This is a genomic window from Actinoplanes sp. NPDC049265, assembly GCF_043197135.1.
Taxonomy (GTDB): domain Bacteria; phylum Actinomycetota; class Actinomycetes; order Mycobacteriales; family Micromonosporaceae; genus Actinoplanes.
The window spans coordinates 33,907-56,401 of record NZ_JBICSP010000023.1 but is presented as its reverse complement, the minus strand read 5'-3'; the positions used below and the strand labels follow the sequence as shown (position 1 = coordinate 56,401).

The 22,495-nt window shown below is 72.5% G+C and carries 22 protein-coding genes and 1 pseudogene; 8 read left to right on the top strand and 15 right to left on the bottom strand.

Annotated elements, in window-relative coordinates:
• Positions 1–21: 21 nt before the first annotated feature.
• Together eno and ACGFIO_RS37395 are read right to left on the bottom strand one after the other, a co-directional pair.
• The gene (gene eno / locus ACGFIO_RS37400; RefSeq protein WP_392834243.1) at positions 22–1,281 is read right to left on the bottom strand and encodes a phosphopyruvate hydratase; all 1,260 of its coding nucleotides are present in this window, start codon (positions 1,279–1,281) and stop codon (positions 22–24) included.
• A gap of 120 nt (positions 1,282–1,401) precedes the next feature.
• Positions 1,402–2,268, bottom strand: coding sequence for a universal stress protein (locus tag ACGFIO_RS37395; RefSeq protein ID WP_392834241.1), 867 nt, complete (start codon positions 2,266–2,268; stop codon positions 1,402–1,404).
• Between the two features lie 159 nt (positions 2,269–2,427).
• Between ACGFIO_RS37395 and ACGFIO_RS37390 the strand changes: the two genes are divergently transcribed.
• From ACGFIO_RS37390 to ACGFIO_RS37375, 4 genes are all read left to right on the top strand, one after another.
• On the top strand, positions 2,428–2,790 hold the full coding sequence (locus tag ACGFIO_RS37390; RefSeq protein ID WP_392834239.1) for a carboxymuconolactone decarboxylase family protein: 363 nt from the start codon (positions 2,428–2,430) through the stop codon (positions 2,788–2,790).
• A gap of 14 nt (positions 2,791–2,804) precedes the next feature.
• Positions 2,805–3,281, top strand: a complete 477-nt coding sequence (locus ACGFIO_RS37385) for a universal stress protein (RefSeq protein WP_392834237.1) — start codon at positions 2,805–2,807, stop codon at positions 3,279–3,281.
• Positions 3,282–3,689: 408 nt separating this feature from the next.
• Positions 3,690–4,412 (top strand): hypothetical protein, encoded by a 723-nt coding sequence (locus ACGFIO_RS37380; protein ID WP_392834235.1) that lies wholly within the window; start codon positions 3,690–3,692, stop codon positions 4,410–4,412.
• 92 nt (positions 4,413–4,504) lie between these two features.
• Positions 4,505–4,804, top strand: coding sequence for a BON domain-containing protein (locus ACGFIO_RS37375; RefSeq protein WP_392834234.1), 300 nt, complete (start codon positions 4,505–4,507; stop codon positions 4,802–4,804).
• 415 nt (positions 4,805–5,219) lie between these two features.
• Here the strand turns inward: ACGFIO_RS37375 and ACGFIO_RS37370 are convergent, their stop codons facing one another.
• The 8 genes and pseudogenes from ACGFIO_RS37370 to ACGFIO_RS37335 form a co-directional block, all read right to left on the bottom strand.
• Complete coding sequence (locus ACGFIO_RS37370; protein WP_392834232.1) at positions 5,220–6,635, bottom strand: NAD(P)(+) transhydrogenase (Re/Si-specific) subunit beta; 1,416 nt, start codon at positions 6,633–6,635, stop codon at positions 5,220–5,222.
• On the bottom strand, positions 6,632–6,913 hold the full coding sequence (locus ACGFIO_RS37365; protein ID WP_392834429.1) for an NAD(P) transhydrogenase subunit alpha: 282 nt from the start codon (positions 6,911–6,913) through the stop codon (positions 6,632–6,634). The genes ACGFIO_RS37370 and ACGFIO_RS37365 overlap by 4 nt, the downstream gene beginning before the upstream one ends.
• Before the next feature lie 11 nt (positions 6,914–6,924).
• Complete coding sequence (locus tag ACGFIO_RS37360) at positions 6,925–8,037, bottom strand: NAD(P) transhydrogenase subunit alpha (protein ID WP_392834231.1); 1,113 nt, start codon at positions 8,035–8,037, stop codon at positions 6,925–6,927.
• Positions 8,034–8,528, bottom strand: coding sequence for a WS/DGAT domain-containing protein (locus ACGFIO_RS37355; RefSeq protein ID WP_392834427.1), 495 nt, complete (start codon positions 8,526–8,528; stop codon positions 8,034–8,036). The genes ACGFIO_RS37360 and ACGFIO_RS37355 overlap by 4 nt, the downstream gene beginning before the upstream one ends.
• Positions 8,492–9,046 carry a universal stress protein gene (locus ACGFIO_RS37350; RefSeq protein WP_392834425.1) on the bottom strand — a complete coding sequence of 185 codons (555 nt, stop codon included), beginning with the start codon at positions 9,044–9,046 and terminating at the stop codon, positions 8,492–8,494. The genes ACGFIO_RS37355 and ACGFIO_RS37350 overlap by 37 nt, the downstream gene beginning before the upstream one ends.
• Before the next feature lie 91 nt (positions 9,047–9,137).
• Positions 9,138–9,260: pseudogene (locus ACGFIO_RS37345) on the bottom strand (universal stress protein); the annotation flags it as partial.
• A gap of 46 nt (positions 9,261–9,306) precedes the next feature.
• A complete protein-coding gene (gene nifJ / locus ACGFIO_RS37340; RefSeq protein WP_392834229.1) occupies positions 9,307–12,891 on the bottom strand; it encodes a pyruvate:ferredoxin (flavodoxin) oxidoreductase in 3,585 nt (1,194 codons plus the stop codon).
• Positions 12,888–14,522: an NAD(P)-binding protein gene (locus ACGFIO_RS37335; protein ID WP_392834228.1), complete on the bottom strand. Its 1,635-nt coding sequence runs from the start codon at positions 14,520–14,522 to the stop codon at positions 12,888–12,890. Before ACGFIO_RS37335 ends, nifJ begins: the two co-directional genes overlap by 4 nt.
• Before the next feature lie 167 nt (positions 14,523–14,689).
• Here ACGFIO_RS37335 and ACGFIO_RS37330 point away from each other — a divergent pair, with 167 nt between their 5' ends.
• Genes ACGFIO_RS37330 through ACGFIO_RS37320 form a run of 3 tightly spaced genes read left to right on the top strand, consistent with a single transcriptional unit; the run spans position 14,690 to position 16,631 of the window.
• On the top strand, positions 14,690–15,031 hold the full coding sequence (locus ACGFIO_RS37330) for a glycogen/starch/alpha-glucan phosphorylase (RefSeq protein WP_392834226.1): 342 nt from the start codon (positions 14,690–14,692) through the stop codon (positions 15,029–15,031).
• A gap of 25 nt (positions 15,032–15,056) precedes the next feature.
• Complete coding sequence (locus ACGFIO_RS37325) at positions 15,057–16,166, top strand: YbdK family carboxylate-amine ligase (protein ID WP_392834223.1); 1,110 nt, start codon at positions 15,057–15,059, stop codon at positions 16,164–16,166.
• A 12-nt stretch (positions 16,167–16,178) separates the two neighbouring features.
• Positions 16,179–16,631 carry a hypothetical protein gene (locus tag ACGFIO_RS37320; protein WP_392834221.1) on the top strand — a complete coding sequence of 151 codons (453 nt, stop codon included), beginning with the start codon at positions 16,179–16,181 and terminating at the stop codon, positions 16,629–16,631.
• A 499-nt stretch (positions 16,632–17,130) separates the two neighbouring features.
• Here ACGFIO_RS37320 and ACGFIO_RS37315 read toward each other — a convergent pair whose 3' ends face one another.
• The 5 genes from ACGFIO_RS37315 to ACGFIO_RS37295 form a co-directional block, all read right to left on the bottom strand.
• The gene (locus ACGFIO_RS37315; RefSeq protein WP_392834218.1) at positions 17,131–17,808 is read right to left on the bottom strand and encodes a DUF2202 domain-containing protein; all 678 of its coding nucleotides are present in this window, start codon (positions 17,806–17,808) and stop codon (positions 17,131–17,133) included.
• A 148-nt stretch (positions 17,809–17,956) separates the two neighbouring features.
• Positions 17,957–18,124: a hypothetical protein gene (locus ACGFIO_RS37310; protein ID WP_392834216.1), complete on the bottom strand. Its 168-nt coding sequence runs from the start codon at positions 18,122–18,124 to the stop codon at positions 17,957–17,959.
• Between the two features lie 192 nt (positions 18,125–18,316).
• Complete coding sequence (locus ACGFIO_RS37305; RefSeq protein WP_392834214.1) at positions 18,317–19,087, bottom strand: oxidoreductase; 771 nt, start codon at positions 19,085–19,087, stop codon at positions 18,317–18,319.
• Positions 19,087–19,944, bottom strand: coding sequence for an FAD/NAD(P)-binding protein (locus tag ACGFIO_RS37300; protein WP_392834211.1), 858 nt, complete (start codon positions 19,942–19,944; stop codon positions 19,087–19,089). Before ACGFIO_RS37300 ends, ACGFIO_RS37305 begins: the two co-directional genes overlap by 1 nt.
• Positions 19,941–21,056: a 4Fe-4S dicluster domain-containing protein gene (locus ACGFIO_RS37295; protein WP_392834209.1), complete on the bottom strand. Its 1,116-nt coding sequence runs from the start codon at positions 21,054–21,056 to the stop codon at positions 19,941–19,943. Before ACGFIO_RS37295 ends, ACGFIO_RS37300 begins: the two co-directional genes overlap by 4 nt.
• Before the next feature lie 130 nt (positions 21,057–21,186).
• On the opposite strand from ACGFIO_RS37295, the gene ACGFIO_RS37290 reads away from it, so the two are divergent.
• Positions 21,187–22,485, top strand: coding sequence for a Ni/Fe hydrogenase subunit alpha (locus ACGFIO_RS37290; protein WP_392834207.1), 1,299 nt, complete (start codon positions 21,187–21,189; stop codon positions 22,483–22,485).
• Positions 22,486–22,495 lie beyond the last annotated feature (10 nt).

Genomic DNA, 22,495 nt, shown 5'->3' with positions numbered 1-22,495 from the left:
GGCGGGTGCTGCGTTTTACGGTCAGAGCACCCCGTAGGGCAGGTGCTTGGCCGCCTCGATCTCGATGAGCCGGTTGTACTTGGCGACCCGCTCGCCGCGGGCCGGCGCGCCGGTCTTGAGCTGTCCGCAGCCGGTGCCGGTGGCGAGGTCGGCGATGAAGGTGTCCTCGGTCTCCCCCGAGCGGTGAGAGACCATTTGCGCCCAGCCGGTGTCTCGGCACAGCCGCATGGTCTCCAGCGTCTCGGTGACGGTGCCGACCTGGTTCAGCTTGATCAGCGCGGCGTTGGCGGCGCGGCGGGCGATGCCCTCGGCGACGATGGCCGGGTTGGTGACCAGCAGGTCGTCGCCGACCAGCTGGGTCCGCGGTCCGAGCCGCTCGGTGAGCCGGATCCAGCCGTCCCAGTCGTCCTCGGCCAGCCCGTCCTCGATGCTCCACACCGGGAACCGGTCCACCATGGCCTCGTACCGGGCGATCATGTCGTCGCTGCTGAGGCTCTCGCCGGCGACGTGGTAGCGGCCGTCGTGGTAGAACTCGCTCGCGGCCGGATCAAGAGCGATCGCGATGCCGTCGCGGCCGGGGGAGTATCCGGCGTCGGTGATGGCGTCGACGAGGGTGAGCAGCACGTCCTCGGGTGCCTCGATTTCCGGCGCAAAGCCGCCCTCGTCGCCCAGGCCGGTGGCAAAGCCCTTGTCGGCCAGCCGCCGGCGCAGCGCGGCGTAGACCTCGGCCCCGGCCCGGACCGCCTCGGCGAGCGTCGGCGCGCCCAGCGGGGCGATCATGAACTCCTGGAAGTCCAAGCGGTTGGGCGCGTGGACACCTCCGTTGACGACGTTGAAGTGAGGCGCCGGAAGCCGGGGCGTGGTGCCCGCCGGGCTGAGGAAGCGCCACAAGGGCACGTCGGCGAGCAGCGCGAACGCCCGGGCGGCGGCCATTGACACCCCCACGATCGCGTTGGCGCCGAGCCGCGCCTTCGTCGCCGTCCCGTCGGCCTTGATCATCGCCAGGTCGACGGCGGTCAGGTCGGCGAGCTGACGTCCGACCAGCAGCTCGGCGATCTCGCCGTTGACGTGGGCCGCCGCGGTCAGCACCCCCTTGCCTCCGTAGCGTTGCGGGTCACCGTCGCGCAACTCGACCGCTTCACGGCTGCCGGTGGACGCTCCGGACGGCACTCCGGCGCGCACGGTGCGGCCGTCGCGCAACCGCAGCGACACGGCCAGGGTGGGGCGGCCCCGCGAGTCGAGCACCTCCACGGCCTTCAGGCCGGCGATCATCAACGTCATCTCGGGCTCCTCCCAGCGTGCGGTGGACGACATCTCCTCCGACTCTCGCAGCGGCTCCGGGCCGCGCCATCGGGCCGAAGGTCCCGTCGTCCCGGGCGAACGGGTCCGCCGCCGGCCGGATCATTGCTCGCCGGGCGACGGATGCGGGACGACCAGGACGAGCCGGTGGGCGCGATGCAGCGTGGCCATCGCCACGCTGCCCAGCAGGATCTCCCGCACGGCGGCGCGACCGCGGGAACCGACCACCACCAGCGCGGCCTCCTGGTCGTGAGCGGCCGTGCTCAGGACCTCCGCGATCGCGGCGGGTGAATGATCGTGACGCGTGGACAATCGCAGCACGGCTGGCGCCTCGGCGAACTCCGGCGGCGGCTTCTCGTCCACGTCGACCGCGGCCAGGATGGGCCGATGCCGTGGCAGGAGCCGGATCACCGCTCGGAGCGCGGCTTCCGCGCCCGGCGAGCCGTCCCAGCCCACCAGGGCCGGGCCCTCGGCCAGTTCGCGGTACTCGGTCGCGAGCAGCGGGTACGGCGCCACCAGCACCGGCTGCGTCGCGTAGTGCACGGCCATGTCCGACACGCTGCCGAGCACGGCCGTCGCGCCGCTGAGACCACGGGCTCCCAGCACCATCAGATCCGTACCGGCGGCCCGGGCCATCTCGGTCAGCTGGAACCCCTCGCCGCCGAACCCCCGGGCCACGAAGGGCTCCGCCGGCCAGCCCGCCGCCCGCGCCAGGGTCACCCCGGTGGCGGCGATCCGGTCGGCCTCGCACCGGCCCTCCCGCTCGACGGCCGCGACGAACTCGTCGACGCAGCCCGCCCCGCGCCACAACCGTCGCCGCAACTGTTCGCTGGCGTACGGCGGGGTCCACACGTGGGCCACCCGGGCATGGGCGCCGGGCAGCAATCGGGCCCCGGCCTCGATCGCGGCGCCCGCCGGCACCGAGCCGTCGTACCCCACCAACACCCGCATCACCGGCGCATCACTCATCGTCATCACCTCGCGCGCTTCCAGCCTGGCCCTGCGCGAGGCCGGCCACCAGGGACAACAGGCCTGCTGAGGCCGGGACCATGGCCTGTGGCGCGGCGCCGGGACGGTGTCCAGCATGGAGGTGTGCCGACTGCGCACCGTGAGAGAGGACCGGGTGCCATGAGCCACGGCAGAGAAGTACGCGACGCACTTCGAGGACCGACCCGAGCGTTGCGCCAGGCCATCCCGCACGTCTACGAGGGATACCGGGAGCTGCATGACGCCGCGCTGGCCCCCGGTGAGCTGGACGCCCGGACCAAGGAGCTGATCGCGTTGGCGATCGCGGTCAGCAAGGAATGTGACGGCTGCGTCGCCGCGCACGCCCACGCGGCCCTCCTGCAGGGCGCCACCCCGGCCGAAGCGGCCGAGGCCATCGGCGTCACCTTCCTGATGAACGGCGGCCCGGCCACCGTCTACGGCGCGCGGGCCTATGACGCGTTCCGGGAGTTCTACGAGCAACACGCCGCCCGGGCAGTGGCCTGACCCGGGAGCCGGCCATGACTAACCTCAGCAGCGACCACAAAACCCGGTACAACGAGGCCCTCTACCGCTATCTGGCCACGGCCGGGCAGCGCCCGGAGAAGCCGGGCCCTCGGCCGCCGGCCGCGAAGGCCGCCACCGTGACGAAGACAGGCCTGGTCGTCGTGGGCGTGGACGACTCACCGGCCAGCGGCACGGCCGTCGATCACGCCGCGATCGAGGCCGAGCTACGAGGCTGGAACCTGCGTATCGTGCACGCCCAGCCTGCCGCCGGTGCGGCCGGCGAGGCCAGGAACGCCGGTGCGGACCTTCTGCAACGGCTGACCGACCGGGTGCACGCCGCCTCGGCGACCGTCGCGGTGACCAGATCGTCGGCCGCGGCGGCGGTCGTCGCCGGCCGGCACGGCCCGAGGCACCTTCCCGAGGTTCTGCTGGGCTCGGTGAGCCGGTCACTGGTCCAGCGGGCACACTGCCCGGTGTTCCTCGTCGGCTGATCGAGAGGGAAGGGGAGGAGTGGTGAGAGTTCTGGTCGCCTACGGCAGCACCGGCGGCGGCACCGCGGAGATCGCCGAGTGGATCGCCGAGGAGCTCCGCGTTGTCCCAGGAGATCGCCTCGCTCAGCCTGTACGTCGGACATCTCGCACCTCCCGTGCCGGTCCGACAGTTCGCTCAGCTCCACACTGACCGGGTTCTCCGGCGCGGCGGCAGGGCCGATCGACCTCACCCGCCCGCTGTCGATCCTCAGCGGATCACCGCATCGCACAAGGGACCTTCGGCCCTGTCTCGGCCCGCCGGCGCAATGGTCGAGTCGTGCTGTGCAGGAGAGCGATTTACGCAGGTCACCACATTCAGGAGCGGTCCCCGAGCGGACCTTGATCGACGTTCGCGCGAGCGGTCTGATCATGCCGCGCGACGCGGATGCCGCACGGCGAGCCGTCGCCCGGGCCGTCGAGGAGATCGAGCGGCCGGTCGATGGGCCGGTGCTGCGGCTCACCGTCCACTCGGGCGGCGCGCGGCCCCCTCTCGTCGTCGTGCAGGTCAACGCCAAGCTCGGAGGCCGGCTGGTACGGTCGCAGGCGGCCGCCTCCACCATCGAGGACGCCGTCCACCGCACCGTGGACGGTCTCCGCCGCCGGATGCGCCGACTGGACCGGCACCTGCGGGCGGAAGCCGCCGGTGAGGTCTCCCCGGTGCTCCATCGATGGCGGGTCCCGTTTCTCGCCGCGCCGGTGGGCCTGGTGGCGCGCCCAGCGCTGCCGGCCACACTGATCCGGACCAAGACCTGTCCGGCGGTCATCCATCACGTCGGTGCCGCGGCCTGCATCATGGAGCTGCGCGACTACCCCTTCCACCTGTTCCTCGAGGACACCACGCTGTCCCCGGCGGTGTTGTGCCACGGCGGCGTCACCGGTCTCCATCTGATCCGTTCCGTCGCCGGCGCCGCGACGTCGCCGGTGACAGCGTCGAGCCGCCTCGCCGTGCCGATCCGGGTGGCCGAGGCGGTGCGAACGCTGAACGCCGAGCCCGCCTGGCCGTTCCTTTTCTTCCTCGACCCGGCCAGTGGCCACGGCCGGGTGCTCTACCGGCGGTACGACGGTCACCTGGGGCTGCTCATCGCGACGTGACCGGCGTCGGTGTCAGATCGTGGCGGTTCGGGCGCGGGCCCCCTGCGGATAGCGCATCTGCCGCAATGGCACGCCCACGCCGTACGTGATGCATGCACGTTCGCCCGGACAGCGACATCCGCGACGACGTCATCGACGACGTGCTGATGCGAACGCTGTGGATCGACCCGGCGACCGTCACGGTGACGGTGGACCGGGGCACGGTCACGCTCGGCGGCAAGACCGACACCAGCACGCTGGCCCATCTGGCGGTGGAGTTCGCCGCCAAGGTCGCCGGTGTGGTCACGGTCGTCGACGAGCTCGGCTGGGATGTCGACGACCGCCGGCCGAACCGTTCGCACGGCTTCGCGTTCGGGGATGCGCGAGACCTGATGCTGCCCGGCAGAGACTGACCAGGGGCCGTACAGGCTGGGCATTCGCCTCTACAGGACCCTGCTCCGCACGGTATGAGCTGAGGCTGAGCGGCCGGGCGGTCACGGGCCGGCCGGGACGTCGAGGACGTCGTCCAGATCGTCGGCCCGCGCGACGGCCAGATAGTTCCGCAGCCGCCCTGGCTGGCCTGCACCTGCCGGGCGGTGGTGACCAGGTTCTCCAGGATGTCGTCGAACTGCAGCCGGGCCGCGTGGGCGAAGCTCAGGCCACTCACCGGATCGTCGGGCTTCGACGCGTCATGTGCGGTCATCTTGGACCTCGCCTCCGCCAAGATGCCACCTGCCGCGGTGGACTCTTCCACTGTGTCCGGGGAGGAGTGAACCTTTACATGTCCTCCAGCAATTACGTTTTAAGCCGACGAAACGGGCGCGGCTGCTAGGTGGCGTACTCGCGGAGGCCGGCCAGCAGCGCGCCGAGGCCCTTCTTGGCGTCAGCGAACAGCATCGAGGTTCCCGGCAGGCCGTACAGCTCGTTGTCGATGCCGGCGTAGCCGTGGCCCAGCGACCGCTTGATCACGATGACGCTGCGGGCCTTGTCGACGTCGAGGATGGGCATGCCCGAGACGGGGTTGCCGGGGCGGCGGGCGGCCGGGTTGGTGACGTCGTTGGCCCCCACGACCAGCACGATGTCGGTAGCGGGGAACTCGGGGTTGATCTCCTCGAGATCCTTGAGCTGCTCGTAGGGGGCGTCGGCCTCGGCCAGCAGCACGTTCATGTGGCCGGGCATGCGTCCGGCCACCGGGTGGATACCGTAGCTCACCTCGACCCCGCGGTCGCCCAGAGCGCGGGCCAGGGCGACCACCTCGTGCTGGGCCTGGGCCGCGGCCAGTCCGTAGCCGGGGACGATCACGACCTTGTGCGCGTACGCCAACTGCAGCGCCGCGTCCTCGGCGGTGATCTCCCGCACCGTCGCGCCGGCCGGTGCGCCCCCGACGGCGGCGGCCTCGTCCCCGGTGCCGTAGCCGCCGGCCAGGATCGCGCCGATCGAGCGGTTCATCGCCGTGGCCATGAGCTGGGTGAGGATCGCGCCGGCCGCGCCGACCAGAGCCCCGGCGATGATCAGCGGACTGCTGCCCAGGATGAACCCGGCCATCGCGACCGCGGTGCCGGTGCAGGCGTTGAGCAGCGAGATCACCACCGGCATGTCGGCGCCGCCGATCGGCAGCGTGAACAGCACGCCGACGGCGAGGGCGGCGACCGCGATCCCGGCCAGCGCGACGACGCCTCCGTGGCCGGTGAGGTAGAGACCGGACAGCACGATCGCCGCCAGGCCTAGGAGCAGCGTGATCCACCGGCCGCCGGGAGGCACGAGGGGACGGCCGGGGATCAGCCCGGCCAGCTTGCCCGACGCGACCAGCGACCCGCTCAGCGTCACGGCGCCGATGATCAGGTCGAGCACGGTGGTGATCGTGGTCTGCAGCGGCAGACCGGAGGTCGTGGAGTGGGCCATGGCGTCGCCCAGCGCGATCAGCGCCGCCGCGCCACCGCCGACCGCGTTGAACAGGCTGACCAACTGCGGCATGGCCGTCATCTGGACCCGCCGGGCGGTGATCAGACCGGCCACGCCACCGGCGGCCGCGCCCGCGGCCAGCGCGACGACCGCCCCGGCCGCGATCCGGCCGCCCTGGACCAGCACGACGACGGTGACCAGCACGGCCACGGCCATCCCGAGCGCCGAGACCTGGTTGCCGCGCCGCGCCGTCCGGGGCGTGTTCATCAGATGCAGCCCGATCACGAAGCAGGTCGCACAGGCCAGGTAGAGCAGGTGCACGGTGGTGTCGAAGCCGCTCACGACCGCACCTCCCGCCCGGTGCGGAACATGGTCAGCATGCGGTCGGTGACCACGTAGCCGCCGGTCACGTTCATCGCCGCGAAGGCCGCCGCGACGAAGACCACCACGTACCCGATCAAGGTCGTCGCGGTGGCGGCGAGCAGCATCACCCCGATCAACACGATGCCGTGGATGGCGTTGGCGCCGGACATCAGCGGGGTGTGCAGGGTCGCCGGCACCTTGCTGATCACCTCGAAGCCGACCAGCACGCTCAGCACGAACACGGTGATGTCGGCCATCAGCAGCACGCTCACGACGTGACCTCCTCGGTGATGGCGGCCGCGACCCGCGGATGCGTGATCCGGCCCTGATGCGTGACGAGCATGGCGGCGTGCAGCTCGTCGTCCGGATCGAGCGGGATTAGGGCGGCGAGAACGGCGCAGACATTTCTGGAGTACGCCGTGGACGCCGCTTCCGGGACCTGTGCGGCCAGGTCGGGTGCCCCGATCACGGTCACGCCGCGGGACGTCAGCACCGTACGGCCGGGCTCCGAGCCGGCGACGTTGCCGCCCAGATCGACCACCACCGCGCCCGGTCGCAGCCGCTCGAGCGCGTCCTCGGTGACCAGCAGCGGCGACCGTCCACCGGGGACCTGCGCCGCCGTGATCACGACATCGAATCCGGCCACGGCCGTGTCCAGCGCCCGCCGCTGCTGCTCGGCCTCCTCGTCGGTGAGGCTGCGCGCGTACCCGCCCTCGCCGGTCGCAGCCGGAGCGTCCAGCCGCAGCACGCTCGCCCCGGTGGACGCGATGTCCTCGCGAGCCGCCTCGCGCACGTCGTACCCGGTCACCACCGCGCCCAGCCGCCGTGCCGTCGCGATCGCCTGCAACCCGGCGATCCCCGCCCCCAGCACCAGCACCCGGGCCGGGCGGGTGGTCCCGGCCGCGGTGACCAGCATCGGCAGGAAGCCGCCGTACGCGTCCGCGGCGACCAGCGCGGCCTTGTACCCGGCGACGTTGGCCTGCGAAGTGAGCGCGTCCATCGCCTGGGCCCGGCTGAGCGTGCGGGGCAGCAGGTCGAGGCTGATCGCCGTGACCCCGGCCGCGGCCAGCCGTTCGGGCACGCGCGGGTCGTCGAGCGGCGCCAGCAATCCCACCAGCGTCTGTCCATTGCGCAGCGCTTCCAGATCGTCCGGCGGGCGCAGGCACACCACGACGTCGCTCGCGGCGTACACCTCGGCGCGACTGGCCACCCGGGCCCCGGCGGCGGTGTACGCCTCGTCGTCGTGCCAGGCCCCTGCGCCGGCCCGCGTCTCGACGAGCACCTCGAACCCGCCGCCCTTGAGCCGGCCGACATCCGGGGGCACCAGCGCCACGCGCCTCTCGCCGGGTGCGGTCTCGCGGATCACGCCGATGATCGTCATGAGTGCTCCGTTCCTTGTGGGTCGGTGGCAACCGGACTCCAGCCTCCCGCACCGGCGACCGCCCGGCCACCTCTCAATTCGGCCCGGGACATCGCCTCCGTCGCGGCCAGCTCGTCGCGCAGCACGCGCATCAGGTCGTCGAGCTCGGGGCACGCGTCCGGATCGGCCACCGCCGAGACGATCACCGTGTCGCGGTACGAGAACGCCTGGAAGGCCACGGTGATGTTGCCGGTCTCGCTCACTCCGACCGGGATGATCGATCGCACCGCGCGGCCGCCCAGCCGCATCGTCTCCACCGGCCCGGCGACGTAGCTCACCACCGTGTGCACGCGGTGCTGCCGGCTCATGTACCAGCGGTAGAAGCCCAGCGCCGCGGCCGCCCGGAACAAGCCGCCGAAAAGGGCGACCGGCGGCCGGACGCCGGGCCCGGGATGGCGGCGGCGCACCTGCTCGGTCACCCGCTGGATCCGGGTGCCACGATCGCCGCCCATCGGCACGCCGACCGTGATCGGGTGACCATGTTGATCTTCACGTCGGGGTATCGTCCGGCCGCGCCGGCCAGGGCCTCGGCCAGCATCCGCTCGGCCCGGTCGGCCACGGCCCAGGACTCCTCGCGGGCCGGCAGGGTGTCGTCGAACCCGGCGCCGGCCAGGTTGGTCCAGGCGTGGACGGCCACCAGCTCGGCACCGCGCAGCGAGGCCTCCCGCAGAGCGAAGTCGAGGGCCTGGCCGGCCAGCGGTGACGCGTCGACCCCGGCGACCACCGGTCCGCTCTCCGGGCCCCGGCCACGGACCACCACGACCGGTGCGGCGGCGTGCTCGGCGACCTGGAGGGCGACCGAGCCGGCCAGCAGGCCGGCGAACCCGCCGGCGCCCCGGCCGCCGAGCACCACCATGGAGGCGCCGCGGCTCTGCTCCCGCAGCACCGCTGCCGCGGACCCGGCGGCCAGGTCCGGCACAACCTCCAGGTCGGGGGCGGCCTTGCCGGCGACGCGTTCCGCGTCGGCCAGCAGCGCCCGGGCCCCGGGCCCGGAACACCGGCAGGGCGTCCGCCGGGGTGCCGAAGGGCTGATCCGCGACGACGGTCGGCCAGCCGAACGCGTGCACGATCCGCAACGGCCGGCGGCGCAGGGCGGCCTCGCCGGCGGCCCACTCCACCGCCTGCAGGCTCGCCTCCGAACCATCCACGCCGACCAGGATCGGGGCGTTCGCGTCAGCCGTCATCGTCCTCGCCTCCGGACCCATCGTGGTACCGCGGCGGGGGCCGGCGTCAGGGCCGGAAGTCCCGTACCCCGGTGGCGGCGGGACGCGCGTCGGGCGGGAAGTGCTCGGGACCTCGCGTCGCCATCTCCTCGTAGACCTGCCAGCGCCGGTCGACCTCCTCCTGCGCGAGCCGGGCCAGCCTGTCCGCCTCGACCGGGTCGGTGTCGTGCAGCCGGCGGAAGCGCAGCTCACGGTCGGTGTAGTCGGACAGGCGCCCGCGGGGGCGGGGCGAGTCGAGCAGGAACGGGTTGTGGCCGGCCGCGCGCAGCACCGGGTCGTAGCGCATCAGCGGCCAGTAGCCGGTGCGCACGGCTCGGTGCTGCTGGTCCAGCCCGTCGCGCATGTCGATGCCGTGGGCGATGCAGTGGGCGTACGCGATCACCAGCGACGGGCCGTCGTAAGCCTCCGCCTCCCGCAGAGCGGTGAGGGTCTGCTGCGGGTCGGCGCCCATCGCGATCCGGGCGACGTACACGTTGCCGTACGCGATCGCCTGCAACGCGAGGTCCTTCTTCGGGGTGACCTTGCCGGCCGCGGCGAACCGGGCCACCGCCGACAGGGGCGTCGCCTTGGACATCTGACCGCCGGTATTGGAGTACACCTCGGTGTCCAGCACCAGCACGTTGACGTCGCGTCCGCCGGCCAGCACGTGGTCGAGGCCGGCCGCGCCGATGTCGTACGCCCACCCGTCCCCGCCGACGATCCACACGCTGCGCCGGACCAGATGATCCAGAACGCTGCGCAGGTCGGCGGCGGCCGGGTCGTCCGGCGCACGGGCGTCGAGGCGCCGCCTGATCTCGGCCAGCCGGTCGCGCTGGGCGGCGAACTCCGACTCCCGGCGCTGCGGCGCGTCGAGCACCTGGTCGACCAGATCGGCGCCGAGGTGATCCCGCAACTGTCGCAGGCTGTCGGTGGCGAGCCGATGGTGCAGGTCGGCGGCCAGCCGGAAGCCCAGCCCGAACTCGGCGTCGTCCTCGAACAGGGAGTTCGACCAGGCCGGTCCGCGGCCTTCGGCGTTGCGGGTCCACGGCGTGGTCGGCAGGTTGCCACCGTAGATCGACGAGCATCCGGTCGCGTTGGCCACCATCAGCCGGTCGCCGAACAACTGCGAGAGCAGCTTCAGGTAGGGCGTCTCGCCGCAACCGGCACAGGCCATCGAGAACTCGAACAGCGGCTGGAGGAACTGCGCGCCCCGCACGGTGCCGAAGTCGACGCGGGACCGGTCGGCGACCGGCAGCGTCTCGAAAAAGGCGATGTCGGCGCGGCCCTGCTCGAGGCGTGGCTCGCGTGGCTCCAGGTTGATCGCCTTGCGGTCCGGCTCGCCCGGCGCGGTGATCGGGCAGGCCTCGACGCACAGCCCGCAGCCGGTGCAGTCCTCCAGGTAGACCTCGAGGGTGAAGCCCGATTCGGGCAGCCCGCGAGCGTTCAGCGGCGCCGACGGGAACCCGTGCGGGGCCCCGGCGAGCGTCTTGAGGTCGTAGAACGCCGACCGGATCACGCTGTGCGGGCACACGAAGCCGCACGTGCCGCACTGGATGCACAGTTGCGGGTCCCAGACCGCGACCAGGTCGGCGATGTTGCGCTTCTCGTAGGCGGTGGTCCCGCTCGGATAGGTGCCGTCCACCGGCAGCGCGCTGACCGGCAGGTCGTCGCCGTGCCCGGCCAGCATGACGCCGGTGACCGCGCGGACGAACGGCGGCGCTGTGGCCGGCACCGGCGGCGGGCGGTGCCGGGTGGCGGTCACTCGGTCCGGCACGGCGACCCGGTGCAGGGCGCTTAAGGTGGCGTCGACGGCCGCCTTGTTGCGGGCCACCACCTCGGCGCCGCGCCGTGCGTACGTCTGCTCGATCGCCGTTTTGATCCGGGCGATGGCGACGTCCCGCGGCAGCACCCCGGAGATCGCGAAGAAACAGGTCTGGAGGATCACGTTGGTACGCCCAGGAAGCCCGGTCTCCGTCGCGATGCGGTCGGCGTCGATGGCGTACACGGTCAGGCCCTTGCCGATGATCTGCCGCTGCGCCTCGACCGACAGCTCTTCCCACACCTGCTGCGGTCGCGGGCAGTTGAGCAGCAGCGTCGCGTTGTCGTCGGCCCGGTCCAGTACGTCCGCCCGGTCGAGCAGGGGCAGGTGGTGGCAGCCGACGAAGCCGGCCCGGGAGATCAGATACGGCGCTCGGATCGGCGTGGACCCGAAACGCAGGTGCGACACCGTCATCGAGCCGGACTTCTTCGAGTCGATGACGAAATAGCCCTGGGCGTGCACGGCCGGATCGGATCCGAGGATCTTGATGGTGTTCTTGTTGGCGCCGACCGTGCCGTCCGAGCCGAGGCCGTAGAACAGGGCCCGGGTGGTGCCGGGCGGCTCGATATCCAGCTCGCCGTAGGGCAGGCTGGTGCCGGAGACGTCGTCGACGATGCCGACGGTGAACCGGGGCCGCGGCCGCTGCTGGGCCAGTTCGTCGAGCACTCCGGCCACCATCGCCGGGGTGAACTCCTTGGAGCCCAGCCCGTACCGCCCGCCGATCACCAGTGGCATCCGGTCGCGCCCGCTCTCGGCCAGGGCGGCCAGCACGTCGAGGAAGAGCGGTTCGCCGTGCGAGCCGGGCTCCTTGGTGCGGTCGAGCACGGCGATCCGGGTCGCGCTGGGTGGAAGGACGGCGGCCACGGCGGCGGCCGGGAACGGCCGGTAGAGCCGGATCTGGAGTACGCCGACCCGCTCACCGGCCGCGGCCAGGTGCCGCACGGTCTCGCGGGCGGTCTGCGCGCCCGAGCCCATCAGTACGAGCACCCGCTCGGCGGCCGGGTCCCCGGCGTACTCGACGAGGTCGTAGTGGCGCCCGGTGCGCTCGCCGAACGCGGTGAGGGCGGTCCGCACCTCGTCCGGCACCCGGGCGTAGAACGGGTTGACGGTCTCCCGGCCCTGGAAGTAGACGTCCGGGTTCTGGGCGGTGCCGCGGATGAACGGGTGCTCGGGCGACAGCGACCGGCCGCGGTGCGCGCGGACCAACTCGGCCGGCACCAGCGCGCGCAGGTCGTCGTCGGTCAGCTGCTCGATCGTGGTCAGCTCGTGCGAGGTGCGGAAACCGTCGAAGAAGTGCAGGAACGGCACGCGAGTGCGCAGCGTGGCCAGCTGCGCCACCAGAGCCAGGTCGTGCGCCTCCTGCACCGAGCCCGAGGCCAGCAGGGCGAACCCGGTGGCGCGTACGGCCATCACGTCGGAGTGGTCACCGAAGATGGACAGCCCCTGCGCGGCCAACGAACGGGCGGCCACGTGGAACACTGCCGGGGTCAGCTCGCCGGCGATCTTGTACATGTTGGGGATCATCAGCAGCAGGCCCTGTGACGCCGTGAACGTCGTGGTCAGGGCGCCGCTTTGCAGGGCGCCGTGCACCGCGCCGGCCGCGCCGCCTTCGCTCTGCATCTCGACCACGGCCGGGACCGAGCCCCAGATGTTCGTCCGGCCGGCCGCCGACCACTCGTCGGCGTGCTCGGCCATCGCCGACGACGGCGTGATCGGATAGATGCAGCAGACCTCGTTGAGCCGGTACGCCACGGAGGCGGCGGCCTCGTTCCCGTCCACAGTGATGCGGCTCATGACGGCTCCGGGATCATCGTGATGGCGTGCACCGGGCACTGGTCGAAGCAGGTTGCGCAGCCGGTGCACAGGTCGTAGTCGAAGCGGTAGCGCTCACCCGGGCCGATCTTGATGACTGCGTGCTCGGGACAAGCGCCGAGGCAGCCGTCACATTCGAAGCAGGTGCCGCAGGACAGGCAGCGTTGCGCCTCGAAGGCGGCGGCGGCCCGGTCCAGCCCGCCGACCACCTCGCTGAAGTCTCCGGTGCGGGTGGCCGGCTCCCGCTCCGGCTGTGCCCGGCGGCCGGCGTCGCCGAAATACCACGGGTGGAGGTCGCCGAAGCCGGCGGTGGGTGGCCGGGCCGGTTCGCCGACCGGTTCGCCGCGCAGGTAGGCATCGATGTGCTGGGCGGCGGCCTTGCCGTGGCCCACGCCCACGGTGACGGTGCGCTCGGCCGGCACCATGTCGCCGCCGGCGAAGACGCCCGGGCAGCCGGTCATCATCGCCGGCGATACGACCACAGTGCCGTCCTCGGTGAACGTCACGCCGGGCACGTCGCGCAGGAACGCGGTGTCGGCGCGCTGCCCGAGGGCGAGCACGACGGTGTCGGCGGCCAGCGTCTCGGTGCGTCCGGTGGGCACCGGCCGTCCGCTCCCGTCCAGGTCCATGACCTCGACGGTCAGGTCGGGACCGTCGAACGCCTGGATGGTGCGCAGCCAGTTGATCCGCACCCCCTCGCGTTCGGCCTCGTCGGCCTCCTCCGGGTGGGCCGGCATCTGGGCCCGGGTCCGCCGGTAGACGATCAGCGCCTCCTCGGCGCCGAGCCGCTTGGCGACCCGGGCCGCGTCCATGGCGGTGTTGCCGCCGCCGTAGACGGCGACCCGGCGTCCGATGGCCGGCCGTTCACCGGCCGCGACGCTGCGCAGCAGCCCGACCGCGTCCAGGATGCGCCCGGCCTCCCGGGCCGGGATGTCGACCCGCTTCGACAGGTGCGCGCCGACCGCGACGAAGACCGCGTCGAAGCGCCCGTCGCGGCGCTCGGCGGCCAGGTCGTGCACCGGATGATCGCCGACGATGGTGACACCGAGCGCGCGGATGCGGTCGATCTCGGCGGTGAGGACGGCGCGAGGCAGCCGGTACGCGGGGATGCCGTAGCGCATCATGCCGCCCGGCTCCGCTCCGGCGTCGCGGATCTCCACCCGGTGGCCCCGGCGCGCGAGGTGGTAGGCGGCCGACAGCCCGCTGGGGCCGGCCCCGACCACCAGGACGCGCCGTCCGCTCGGCGCCGCCGGCGGATCGAACGCCCAGCCCTTCTCGATGGCAAGGTCGCCGAGGAACCGCTCGACGCCGTGGATGGACACCGCGCTGTCCAGCTCGGCGCGGTTGCAGACGCTCTCGCAGGGGTGATAGCAGACCCGGCCGTGGACCGCCGGCATCGGGTTGTCGGCCACCAGGGTCCGCCAGGCGCGCTCGTGGTCTCCGGCCCGCGTGAGGGCCAGCCACGCCTGGATGTTCTCCCCGGCCGGGCACCCGGCGTTGCAGGGCGGCAGCAGGTCAAGATAGACCGGCCGTCGAGTACGCGCCGGCCCGCTGCGTTCCTGGTCCAGGCCGAGATCTGGCGGCTGCGTCAGGTCGTGTCGCCCACTGTCCACCTTCGCCTCCCTCTCAGCGATGTACCTCTCCAATGTGGCGGCGACCACCGGCGTGACGACACGGCCGAAGGTCCGCGGTCCTGGAGCCGGGCGGCCGGACCAAAGACCCTCCCACAACGGCCTTCCGGCACGCAGGCTGACCCAGGAATCGTTCTGGCGGCGCGGCCTTGCGCCCGATCGGCACGACCGAGTCGGATTTCGAGCGGGATCTGATCAGCAATCACTATTTCGAGCGTGGCACGACCATGGGGTCGGCCAGTCCGCAGGACGTCCCCGACGCGTGTGCGACGTGCACATCAAGCGGTTTCGCCTGGCGGCACCAGGCCCGGTGGACGGCCATGACGATCCGCAACATCGCGTACAGCGGGTTCTTCTCGGCCGACCGCACCGTGGCCGACTACCTGGCGCGGATCTGGCGGGCCGAAGCGGTTTCGGTGCCGCACGAGCCGGGACGTTCGGCCCTGCCGGACCGGCGGCGCGACGCACAGAGTGAGAAGGAGCGCCACTGACCAAGCATGATCGCGAGGCCCGGCCATGGATGCGACCAGCGCACTGCCGACGATCGGCGTCGAGGAGGAGCTTCTTCTGCTCGACCCCGGCACCGGGCGACCGCTGCCGGTCGCGGCGGCGGTGCTGGACCGGTTGGCCGGCCGGCCCGGGCCGCGGGCGGAGCTGATGCGCTATCAGATCGAGGCGGCGACCGGAGTGTGCCGGGACCTGGCCGAGGTGAGTGACCAGCTGTGGCGAATGCGGCGCGACCTCGCGGTGGCGGCCGCCGAAGAGGGCTCCCGGCTGGTGGCGTGCGGTGTCACGCCGTACTCGAATCCCGGTCTCGCCTTTCTTACCGACGACCCGCGCTATCTCGAACTGGCCCGCCGCTATCCGGTCGAGACCGCCATGTCCGGGACCTGCGCGTGTCATGTGCACGTCGCCGTGCCCTCCCGGGAGGCCGGTGTCCGGGTGCTCGACGCCGTCCGCCCGTGGCTGGCGACGTTCCTCGCGGCCAGCGTGAACTCGGCGATCAGCTCCGGGCGGGCCTCCGGATGGCACAGCCGTCGCTTCGCCCTGCTCAGCCGGTGGCCGACGGCCCGGCCGCCGCGGCGCTGGTCGGACAGCGCCGGCTATGACGCCACGGTCCGTGAGCTGATCGCCACCGGCGCAGCCCTGGACGAGCGGGCGGTGTACTTCCTCACCCGGTTGTCGCCGCGCTACCCGACCGTCGAGGTACGGGTGCCCGACGTCTGCCCCGATATCGACACGGCGCTGCTGCTCGCGGCTCTGATCCGGGCGCTGGTCGTGACGGCGCTCGGCGCCGCCGTCCGGTACCGGTCCGGTGGCCTGGAGGAAGATCTGACCACCGCCGCCCACACCGGTCTGGGCGCGATCGGCACCGACCCGCGCACGGGCCGGCGCGTGCCCCAGTACCGGCTGCTCGACGGGTTGCGGTCCTACGTAGATGACGCGCTGGCCGAGCTCGGGGATCGTGCGGTGGCCGACCGCAGCCTGAGACTGCTGAGCGAGCGGGGGACCGGCGCCGAACGGCAGCTGCGCCAGTGGTACAGCAACGCGTCGCCCTCGGCGTTCGTGCGCGAACTCGCGCGGACGACGCTGACCGCGCCGATGGCGTCGCCCGCCTGGGCCTGAGGGGAGTCGGAGATGTCGATCGATCATCGGCCCGCGGTGCGCCGCCGTCCCGGGGCGGCGGCCCGGCGAGCCGGCTACCTGATCTCGGTCGCGGTGAATGTGATGCTGCTGTGGCTGATCAACGTGAGTCCCGGCTGGGCGGTGGTGCCCGTGCTCACCGCCGGCACGGTCCACGTCCTGACCCTGATCAACGCGTCCCTGATCGCGGGCGTCGTGGTCAACGCGCTGCAGGTCGCCTACGATCCGCCGTGGCTGGTGAACCTCGGCGGCCTGGTGACCACCGGCATCGGTGTGGCGGCCATGATCCGGCTCTGGCAGGTCTTCCCGTTCGCCTTCACCGGCTCCTTCGACTGGGCCATGCTCGCGCGGATCCTGCTGGTGCTCGGCATCGCGGGCAGCCTCGTGGCCATGGTCGTGCAGGTCGCCCGTCTGGCCGGCGACTGCGGCCGCCCGGCGGCCGTATGATCGTGAGCCGGGTGACGGGCCCGCGGCGTTCCGTCGGCAAGTTCGCCCTGTGGGTGTGCGCGGTGAGCGCCGCCTTCTACAACGTGGGCTGGTCGCTCTTCCCGACTGCAAGCGCTGTCGTCGGCCAGGGTGACGGTGTGCGCTCCGGGGTCGCGGCGATGGCGCGGTGGCGGATCCAGGTAACGCCCTTGGGTATGACGGCCGCTTCCGGGCGAGCTGCCGTGCCGATCGGGACCTGACCGGCGCCGACCAACGTCCACAGAGGCTGGTATTAGTGCACGTCCGAGGGCTTGACGACCGCCACGTCACCCGCACCGGCGCGGCGCCGGCGGGCGGCGACGCCGCGCCTGAAGGCCCTTACCCAGTAGGACCAAAGACCTGTCCCGACGAAGGAAGTCGCCCCGCTCCGACGACGCCCTGCTCCTTCAGGGCGGCGCAGACGCGCCGGGCGGTCGATTCGCCGGTGGCAGGGCGGCAGAGGCGCCCTGCCACCGGGTTGTTATCGGGTCGCCCAGCGGGTGAAGGCGTTCAGGTGCCGCTGCGACGCGGCAAGCAAGTTGGTGTAGGCCTGCTTGACGTCCGGCGCGGTCAGCCCGGTGGCGGCGGCCTTCAGAGCGGCGATGTCGTCGCGTTCCACTTGTTGCCCGGCGGCCAATGCGGCGGCCAGGCTCTGCCGGCCCTGTGCGAGCAGCTTGTCGTAGGTGGCCTGCACGGCCTTGTCGGTGAAGACGCCGGCCGGCTGGTTCGCCGTCGGGTCGGTGATGCCATAGCGCTGCAGCAGCGTGCGGACCGCGGTCTGGTGCTGGCTCTCCGCGCGGACGATGTTGTCGAAGACGACGGCGTCATAGCGGGCGGCGAACACCGCGTACAGGTCGTGCGCGAGCTTCTCCTCCTGGGCCATGGCCACCAGCGTGGCCTTCTGTGCGGCGGACAGCGTGCCCTGCTGGGCGGTGACCGTTAGCCGGTCGCAGACGCCGTCGCCGGGGCCGGTGCGGTACCCGGAGCCCATGCGGTGGCCGGAGCCCATGCCGTAGCCGGGGTTGGCGATGGTGGTGCTGGACGGGCCGGGGCCGAAGGGGCCGTTGCCGGCCAGTGCCGGGGCCGCGACCGCCAGTCCGCCGAGGCCGAGCGTGCCAGCTGCCATCAGGGTGGCAGCGCGGCGGGTGATGGTCATCATGACTCCTCCCTAGCTTGCTGTTGACTCCTTCACTGTGGGCCGCCGGGCTGGCGATGGTGTGTAACCGGGATGGAGAGCGTGTGGAGAAACCCGGTCCGGGGCCGGGCGGTGACCACGAGGGTGTCGCGGGCCGGCGCCGGAGCGTCCGTCAGTGGGTCAGGAGCCCAACGGCAGCGCGTGGGCTGCCACCGGGGGCGGCGCAACCGACGATCAGCGCCATCCCGCCGGCGTACGCGACGAACAGGCCGACGCCCTGCGCCGGTGACCCCTCGGCGAAGGAGGCGACGACCACGCCGAGGAAGGTCCTATCGTGCATCCGAGTGACGAGACAGCGAAGGACATCCCGAACCCGATCATGGAGCCGGCGTCCACGGTGGATAGCCGGCTCTCCACCACCTTCGCCGGACCGTGCGTGTGTCAAGGGGGGTCAACACTCAGGCCGACGAGCAGCAGGTGGACGCCGAGCGTGAGAGCGGGGCCGGTGCAGAGGTACGAGGCCGGAGCGCGCTCATCGCCGCCGTGCGCTCACCTGGGACAGCTCGATGAACGCCGGCGCCGCGGCGTGGAAAGTACTGGCGGCCCGGCGAATCTCGTCCTCCGACATGCCGGTCGCGCGCAGCAGCGCGGCTTCCGCCTCGGTGTTCGGGTGGGCCGTCGGGCCGAAGCAGCCGTAGCAGCCGCGCCGATAGGCCGGGCACAGCGCGCCGCACCCGGCGTGCGTGACCGGGCCCAGGCACGGCGTTCCGTGCGCGACCACGACGCAGACGGTGCCGCGCTGCTTGCACTCGAAACAGACGCTGTGCTCGGGGATGTTCGGTTTACGGCCCACCAGCAGGGCGGTGATGACCTCCAGCAGCTGGCGCCGGTCGATCGGGCAGCCGTGCAGCTCGTAGTCGACGTCCACGTGCGCCGCGATGGGGGTCGAGGTGGCCAGCGTGGACACGTAGTCGGGGCGCGCATACACCACGGACCGGAACTCGTCAACGTCGGCGAAGTTGCGCAGAGCCTGCACCCCGCCGGCGGTGGCGCACGCACCCAGTGTCACCAGGGTGCGGGACTGCTCGCGCACGTGCCGGATCCGCTCGGCGTCCTCGGCGGTCGTGATCGAGCCCTCGACCAGCGAGACGTCGTAGGGGCCGGGCTCGACCCGCGAACCCGCCTCCAGGAACTGCGCGATGTGCACCCTCTCGGCCACCGCGAGCAACTCGTCCTCGCAGTCCAGCAGGCTGAGCTGACAGCCGTCGCAGGACGCGAACTTCCACACCGCCAGCGTCGTCATCACAACTCCCGGACCTTGAGCAGGGCCTCGGCGCGGTCGTAACCGACGACCGGGCCGTCCCGGCACACCAGCAGGGGCCCGAGCTGGCAGTGCCCGCACCAGCCGGTCCCGCACCGCATGTTGCGCTCCAGCGAGATCTGCACCTGGGCGGCGGGCACGCCCCGGCCGGTGAGCGCCTCGGCGGCGAAGCGCATCATGATCTCGGGGCCGCACACGAACGCGGTGGCCCGCGACGGCACGAACCGCGCTCGCGGTATCAGCGCCGGGACCACCCCGACGTGCTGCGTCCAGTCGGCCGACGGCCGGTCGACCGTGACGGCCACCTGGACCCCGGCGTCCGCCCACCGCAGCAGGTCGCCGGGATAGAGCAGCTCCGGCGGTGTCCGCGCGCCGGCCAGCAGCACGATCTCGCCGTACCGGGAGCGCTCGCGCAGCAGCGCGTCGACGATGGGCCGTACCGGGGCCAGGCCGATGCCGCCGGCCACGATCACCGCGTCGCGGCCCTCGGCGGCGGACAGGTCCCACGCCGTGCCGAACGGGCCGCGTACACCGGCCACCGCGCCCGGCTCGGCGTCACACAACGCCCGCGTCACCGCACCGACCGCCCGGACCGTATGCACCACCCGATGGGTGCGTCCGCCGGGTGAGTGCTCCACCGCGCTCAGCGAGATGGGGACCTCTCCGATGCCGTACGCGGTGAGCATCGCGAACTGGCCCGGGGCGAAGGCGGCCAACCGCCCCGACTCGTCCACCAGCTCCAGGGTCACCGTGTCGGGCGCCTCGTCGCGACGGGACACGACGCGGAACGGCCACGGGAAGACCGGCTCGGTGGGCCGCGTGGCCACCTGCACGCTCATCGGTCCGGCCCCTCGGCCAGCGCCGCCATCTCACGGGTGATGTCGATGGCGGCCGGGCACCAGGCGATGCACCGCCCGCAGCCGACGCAGCCGGAGGTGCCGAACTGCTCGGTCCAGGTGCCCAGCTTGTGGGTGATCCACTGGCGGTAGCGGGCCTGGCCGCTGGTACGCACGCTGCCGCCGTGCAGATAGGAGAAGTCGAGGTCGAAGCACGAGTCCCAGCGCCGCCAGCGTTCGGCGTGGTCACCGGTCAGATCGGTGACGTCCTCGGTGGTGGTGCAGAAGCAGGTGGGGCACACCATCGTGCAGTTGGCGCAGGTGAGGCATCGGGCAGCCACCTCGTCCCAGTGCGGCGACTCACGGGCCTCGGCGAGTAGCGCGGGCAGATCGCCGGCCGGCATCGCGCGGCCCATGCGGCTCGCCGCGCCCGCCACCGCCTCGGCCGCCCCGGCCACGAGCTCGGCGCTTGCGGGCACCCCGGGCAGCGCCGACAGGACGTCTTCGCCGGCCTCGCTGCCGGCCCGCACCACGAAGCCGTGCCGGTCGTCGTCGACGCGTTCGGTCATCGCCAGGTCGAAACCGGAGACCGCGCCGGGCCCGGTGCCCATCGAGGTGCAGAAGCAGACGGCGCCGGGCTCAGTGCAGTCGACGGCGATGACCAGGTTGCCGTCGCGTCGCCCGGCGTAGACCGGGTCGGTGTGCCGGCCGCCGGTCAGCACCCGGTCGAGCACACCGATCGCGGCCAGGTCGCACGGGCGCACGCCCAGCAGGGCGTAGCGCGGTGGCTCCGGTTCCTCGGCCGCCGTCATGCCGCCGTCGGCCGTCCGATCGGCCGCCCACAGCCGGGCCCGTGCCGGATGCAGCACACTCTTCCAGGACTGCGGCCCGGCGCTGTGGGCGAACGCGGCCCGGTCGGTCCGAGCGCGGAGCCGGTAGTGCCCGGCCTCGGTGTCGGCGTCCCAGCCGTACGGCAGATCGGCGGCCGAATCCAGCTCGCCGATCACCACCGCGTCGTCGCGGACCATCGGTCCCATCACCGTGTAACCCCGGGCGTGCAGGGCGTCGAAGAGGTCCGCGAGGGCCGCCACGTCGATCCACATCGGCGCTGTCATGACGTCAGCATCGTCGCGGGGTGGATCCACCGGGCAGAGGCGTCCCGCCACACCACAAGGGACTTTCGACCCGTCCGCGTCCGGCCCGCGATCCCTAGCGTGGGACTGGGGCGGCCGGAGGGAGACGGCGATGAGCCATCGATCGGAGCGCGTTCTCGACGTACGGGCGCTGGCCCGGGTGGAGGGTGAGGGCGCGATGCACGTGCGCGTCCGCGACGGAGCGGTCGAGGACGTACGGCTGGAGATCTACGAGCCGCCGCGCTTCTTCGAGGCGTTCCTGCGGGGACGCGCGCACACCGAGCCGCCGGACATCACCGCCCGCATCTGCGGCATCTGTCCGGTGGCCTATCAGATGAGCGCCTGCGCGGCGATCGAGGACGCCTGCGGCATCGTGGTCGATCCCGCCGTGGCCGCGCTGCGCAGGCTGCTCTACTGCGGCGAGTGGGTCGAGAGCCACGTGCTGCACATCTACCTGCTGCACGCGCCCGACTTCCTCGGCTACCCCGGCGCGCTGGAGATGGCGGCCGACCACCGCGACCTCGTCGAGCGTGGCCTCGCGCTGAAGAAGGCCGGCAACGACATCGTCGAGCTGCTCGGCGGCCGGCCGATCCACCCGGTCAACGTCCGCGTCGGCGGCTTCTACCGGGCGCCGAGCCCGCGTGAGCTGGCGCCGTTGCGGGAGACCCTGCGGCGCGCGCTGGACCTGGCGGTCGCGACGGTCGGCTGGGTCGCCGGCTTCGACTTCCCCGACTTCCACCACGAGCACGAGATGCTGGCGCTGGTCAGTCCCGGCCGGTACGCCATCGAGTCGGGCGCCGTAGCCACGACGGGCGGGCTGACCTTCCCGGTGCGCGACTTCGAGAAGCACATCGTCGAGGAACAGGTGCCGCACTCCACGGCCCTGCACGCGCGGCTCGCCGGCCGCGGTCACTACCTGGTCGGCCCGGCCGCCCGGTACGCCCTCAACCAGCAATGGCTCACCCCGGTCGCCCGGCAGGCCGCCACCGACGCCGGTCTCGGCGCGCGCTGTGACAACCCGTACCGGAGCATCGTCGTGCGGGCCGTCGAGACCGTGCTGGCGGTGGAGGAGGCGATCAACCTGATCGACGCCTACGAGCCGCCCGCGCGCCCCTTCGTGGAGGCGCCGCCGCGGGCCGCGACCGGCTTCGGCGCCACCGAGGCCCCTCGCGGCATCCTCTTCCATCGCTACGCCCTCGACGCCGACGGCCTGGTCACCTCGGCCCGCATCGTGCCGCCGACCTCGCAGAACCAGGCATCGGTGGAGGACGACCTGCGCCGCTTCGTCGCCGCACGTCTCGATCTCGACCACGACCGGTTGACCCATCAGTGCGAGCAGGCGATCCGCAACTACGACCCGTGCATCTCCTGCGCCACCCACTTCCTCGAGCTCGACCTGGATCGGAGCTGACCATGGACGG

Excerpts from the sequence above, each read along its gene's own strand:
- eno (WP_392834243.1), bottom strand. The coding sequence starts at position 1,281 with ATGACGTTGATGATCGCCGGCCTGAAGGCCGTGGAGGTGCTCGACTCG.
- ACGFIO_RS37395 (WP_392834241.1), bottom strand. The coding sequence starts at position 2,268 with ATGAGTGATGCGCCGGTGATGCGGGTGTTGGTGGGGTACGACGGCTCG.
- ACGFIO_RS37390 (WP_392834239.1), top strand. The coding sequence starts at position 2,428 with ATGAGCCACGGCAGAGAAGTACGCGACGCACTTCGAGGACCGACCCGA.
- ACGFIO_RS37385 (WP_392834237.1), top strand. The coding sequence starts at position 2,805 with ATGACTAACCTCAGCAGCGACCACAAAACCCGGTACAACGAGGCCCTC.
- ACGFIO_RS37380 (WP_392834235.1), top strand. The coding sequence starts at position 3,690 with ATGCCGCGCGACGCGGATGCCGCACGGCGAGCCGTCGCCCGGGCCGTC.
- ACGFIO_RS37375 (WP_392834234.1), top strand. The coding sequence starts at position 4,505 with ATGCACGTTCGCCCGGACAGCGACATCCGCGACGACGTCATCGACGAC.
- ACGFIO_RS37365 (WP_392834429.1), bottom strand. The coding sequence starts at position 6,913 with ATGGCCGACATCACCGTGTTCGTGCTGAGCGTGCTGGTCGGCTTCGAG.
- ACGFIO_RS37360 (WP_392834231.1), bottom strand. The coding sequence starts at position 8,037 with ATGACGATCATCGGCGTGATCCGCGAGACCGCACCCGGCGAGAGGCGC.
- ACGFIO_RS37355 (WP_392834427.1), bottom strand. The coding sequence starts at position 8,528 with ATGGGCGGCGATCGTGGCACCCGGATCCAGCGGGTGACCGAGCAGGTG.
- nifJ (WP_392834229.1), bottom strand. The coding sequence starts at position 12,891 with ATGAGCCGCATCACTGTGGACGGGAACGAGGCCGCCGCCTCCGTGGCG.
- ACGFIO_RS37325 (WP_392834223.1), top strand. The coding sequence starts at position 15,057 with ATGGATGCGACCAGCGCACTGCCGACGATCGGCGTCGAGGAGGAGCTT.
- ACGFIO_RS37320 (WP_392834221.1), top strand. The coding sequence starts at position 16,179 with ATGTCGATCGATCATCGGCCCGCGGTGCGCCGCCGTCCCGGGGCGGCG.
- ACGFIO_RS37315 (WP_392834218.1), bottom strand. The coding sequence starts at position 17,808 with ATGATGACCATCACCCGCCGCGCTGCCACCCTGATGGCAGCTGGCACG.
- ACGFIO_RS37310 (WP_392834216.1), bottom strand. The coding sequence starts at position 18,124 with ATGCACGATAGGACCTTCCTCGGCGTGGTCGTCGCCTCCTTCGCCGAG.
- ACGFIO_RS37305 (WP_392834214.1), bottom strand. The coding sequence starts at position 19,087 with ATGACGACGCTGGCGGTGTGGAAGTTCGCGTCCTGCGACGGCTGTCAG.
- ACGFIO_RS37300 (WP_392834211.1), bottom strand. The coding sequence starts at position 19,944 with ATGAGCGTGCAGGTGGCCACGCGGCCCACCGAGCCGGTCTTCCCGTGG.
- ACGFIO_RS37295 (WP_392834209.1), bottom strand. The coding sequence starts at position 21,056 with ATGACAGCGCCGATGTGGATCGACGTGGCGGCCCTCGCGGACCTCTTC.
- ACGFIO_RS37290 (WP_392834207.1), top strand. The coding sequence starts at position 21,187 with ATGAGCCATCGATCGGAGCGCGTTCTCGACGTACGGGCGCTGGCCCGG.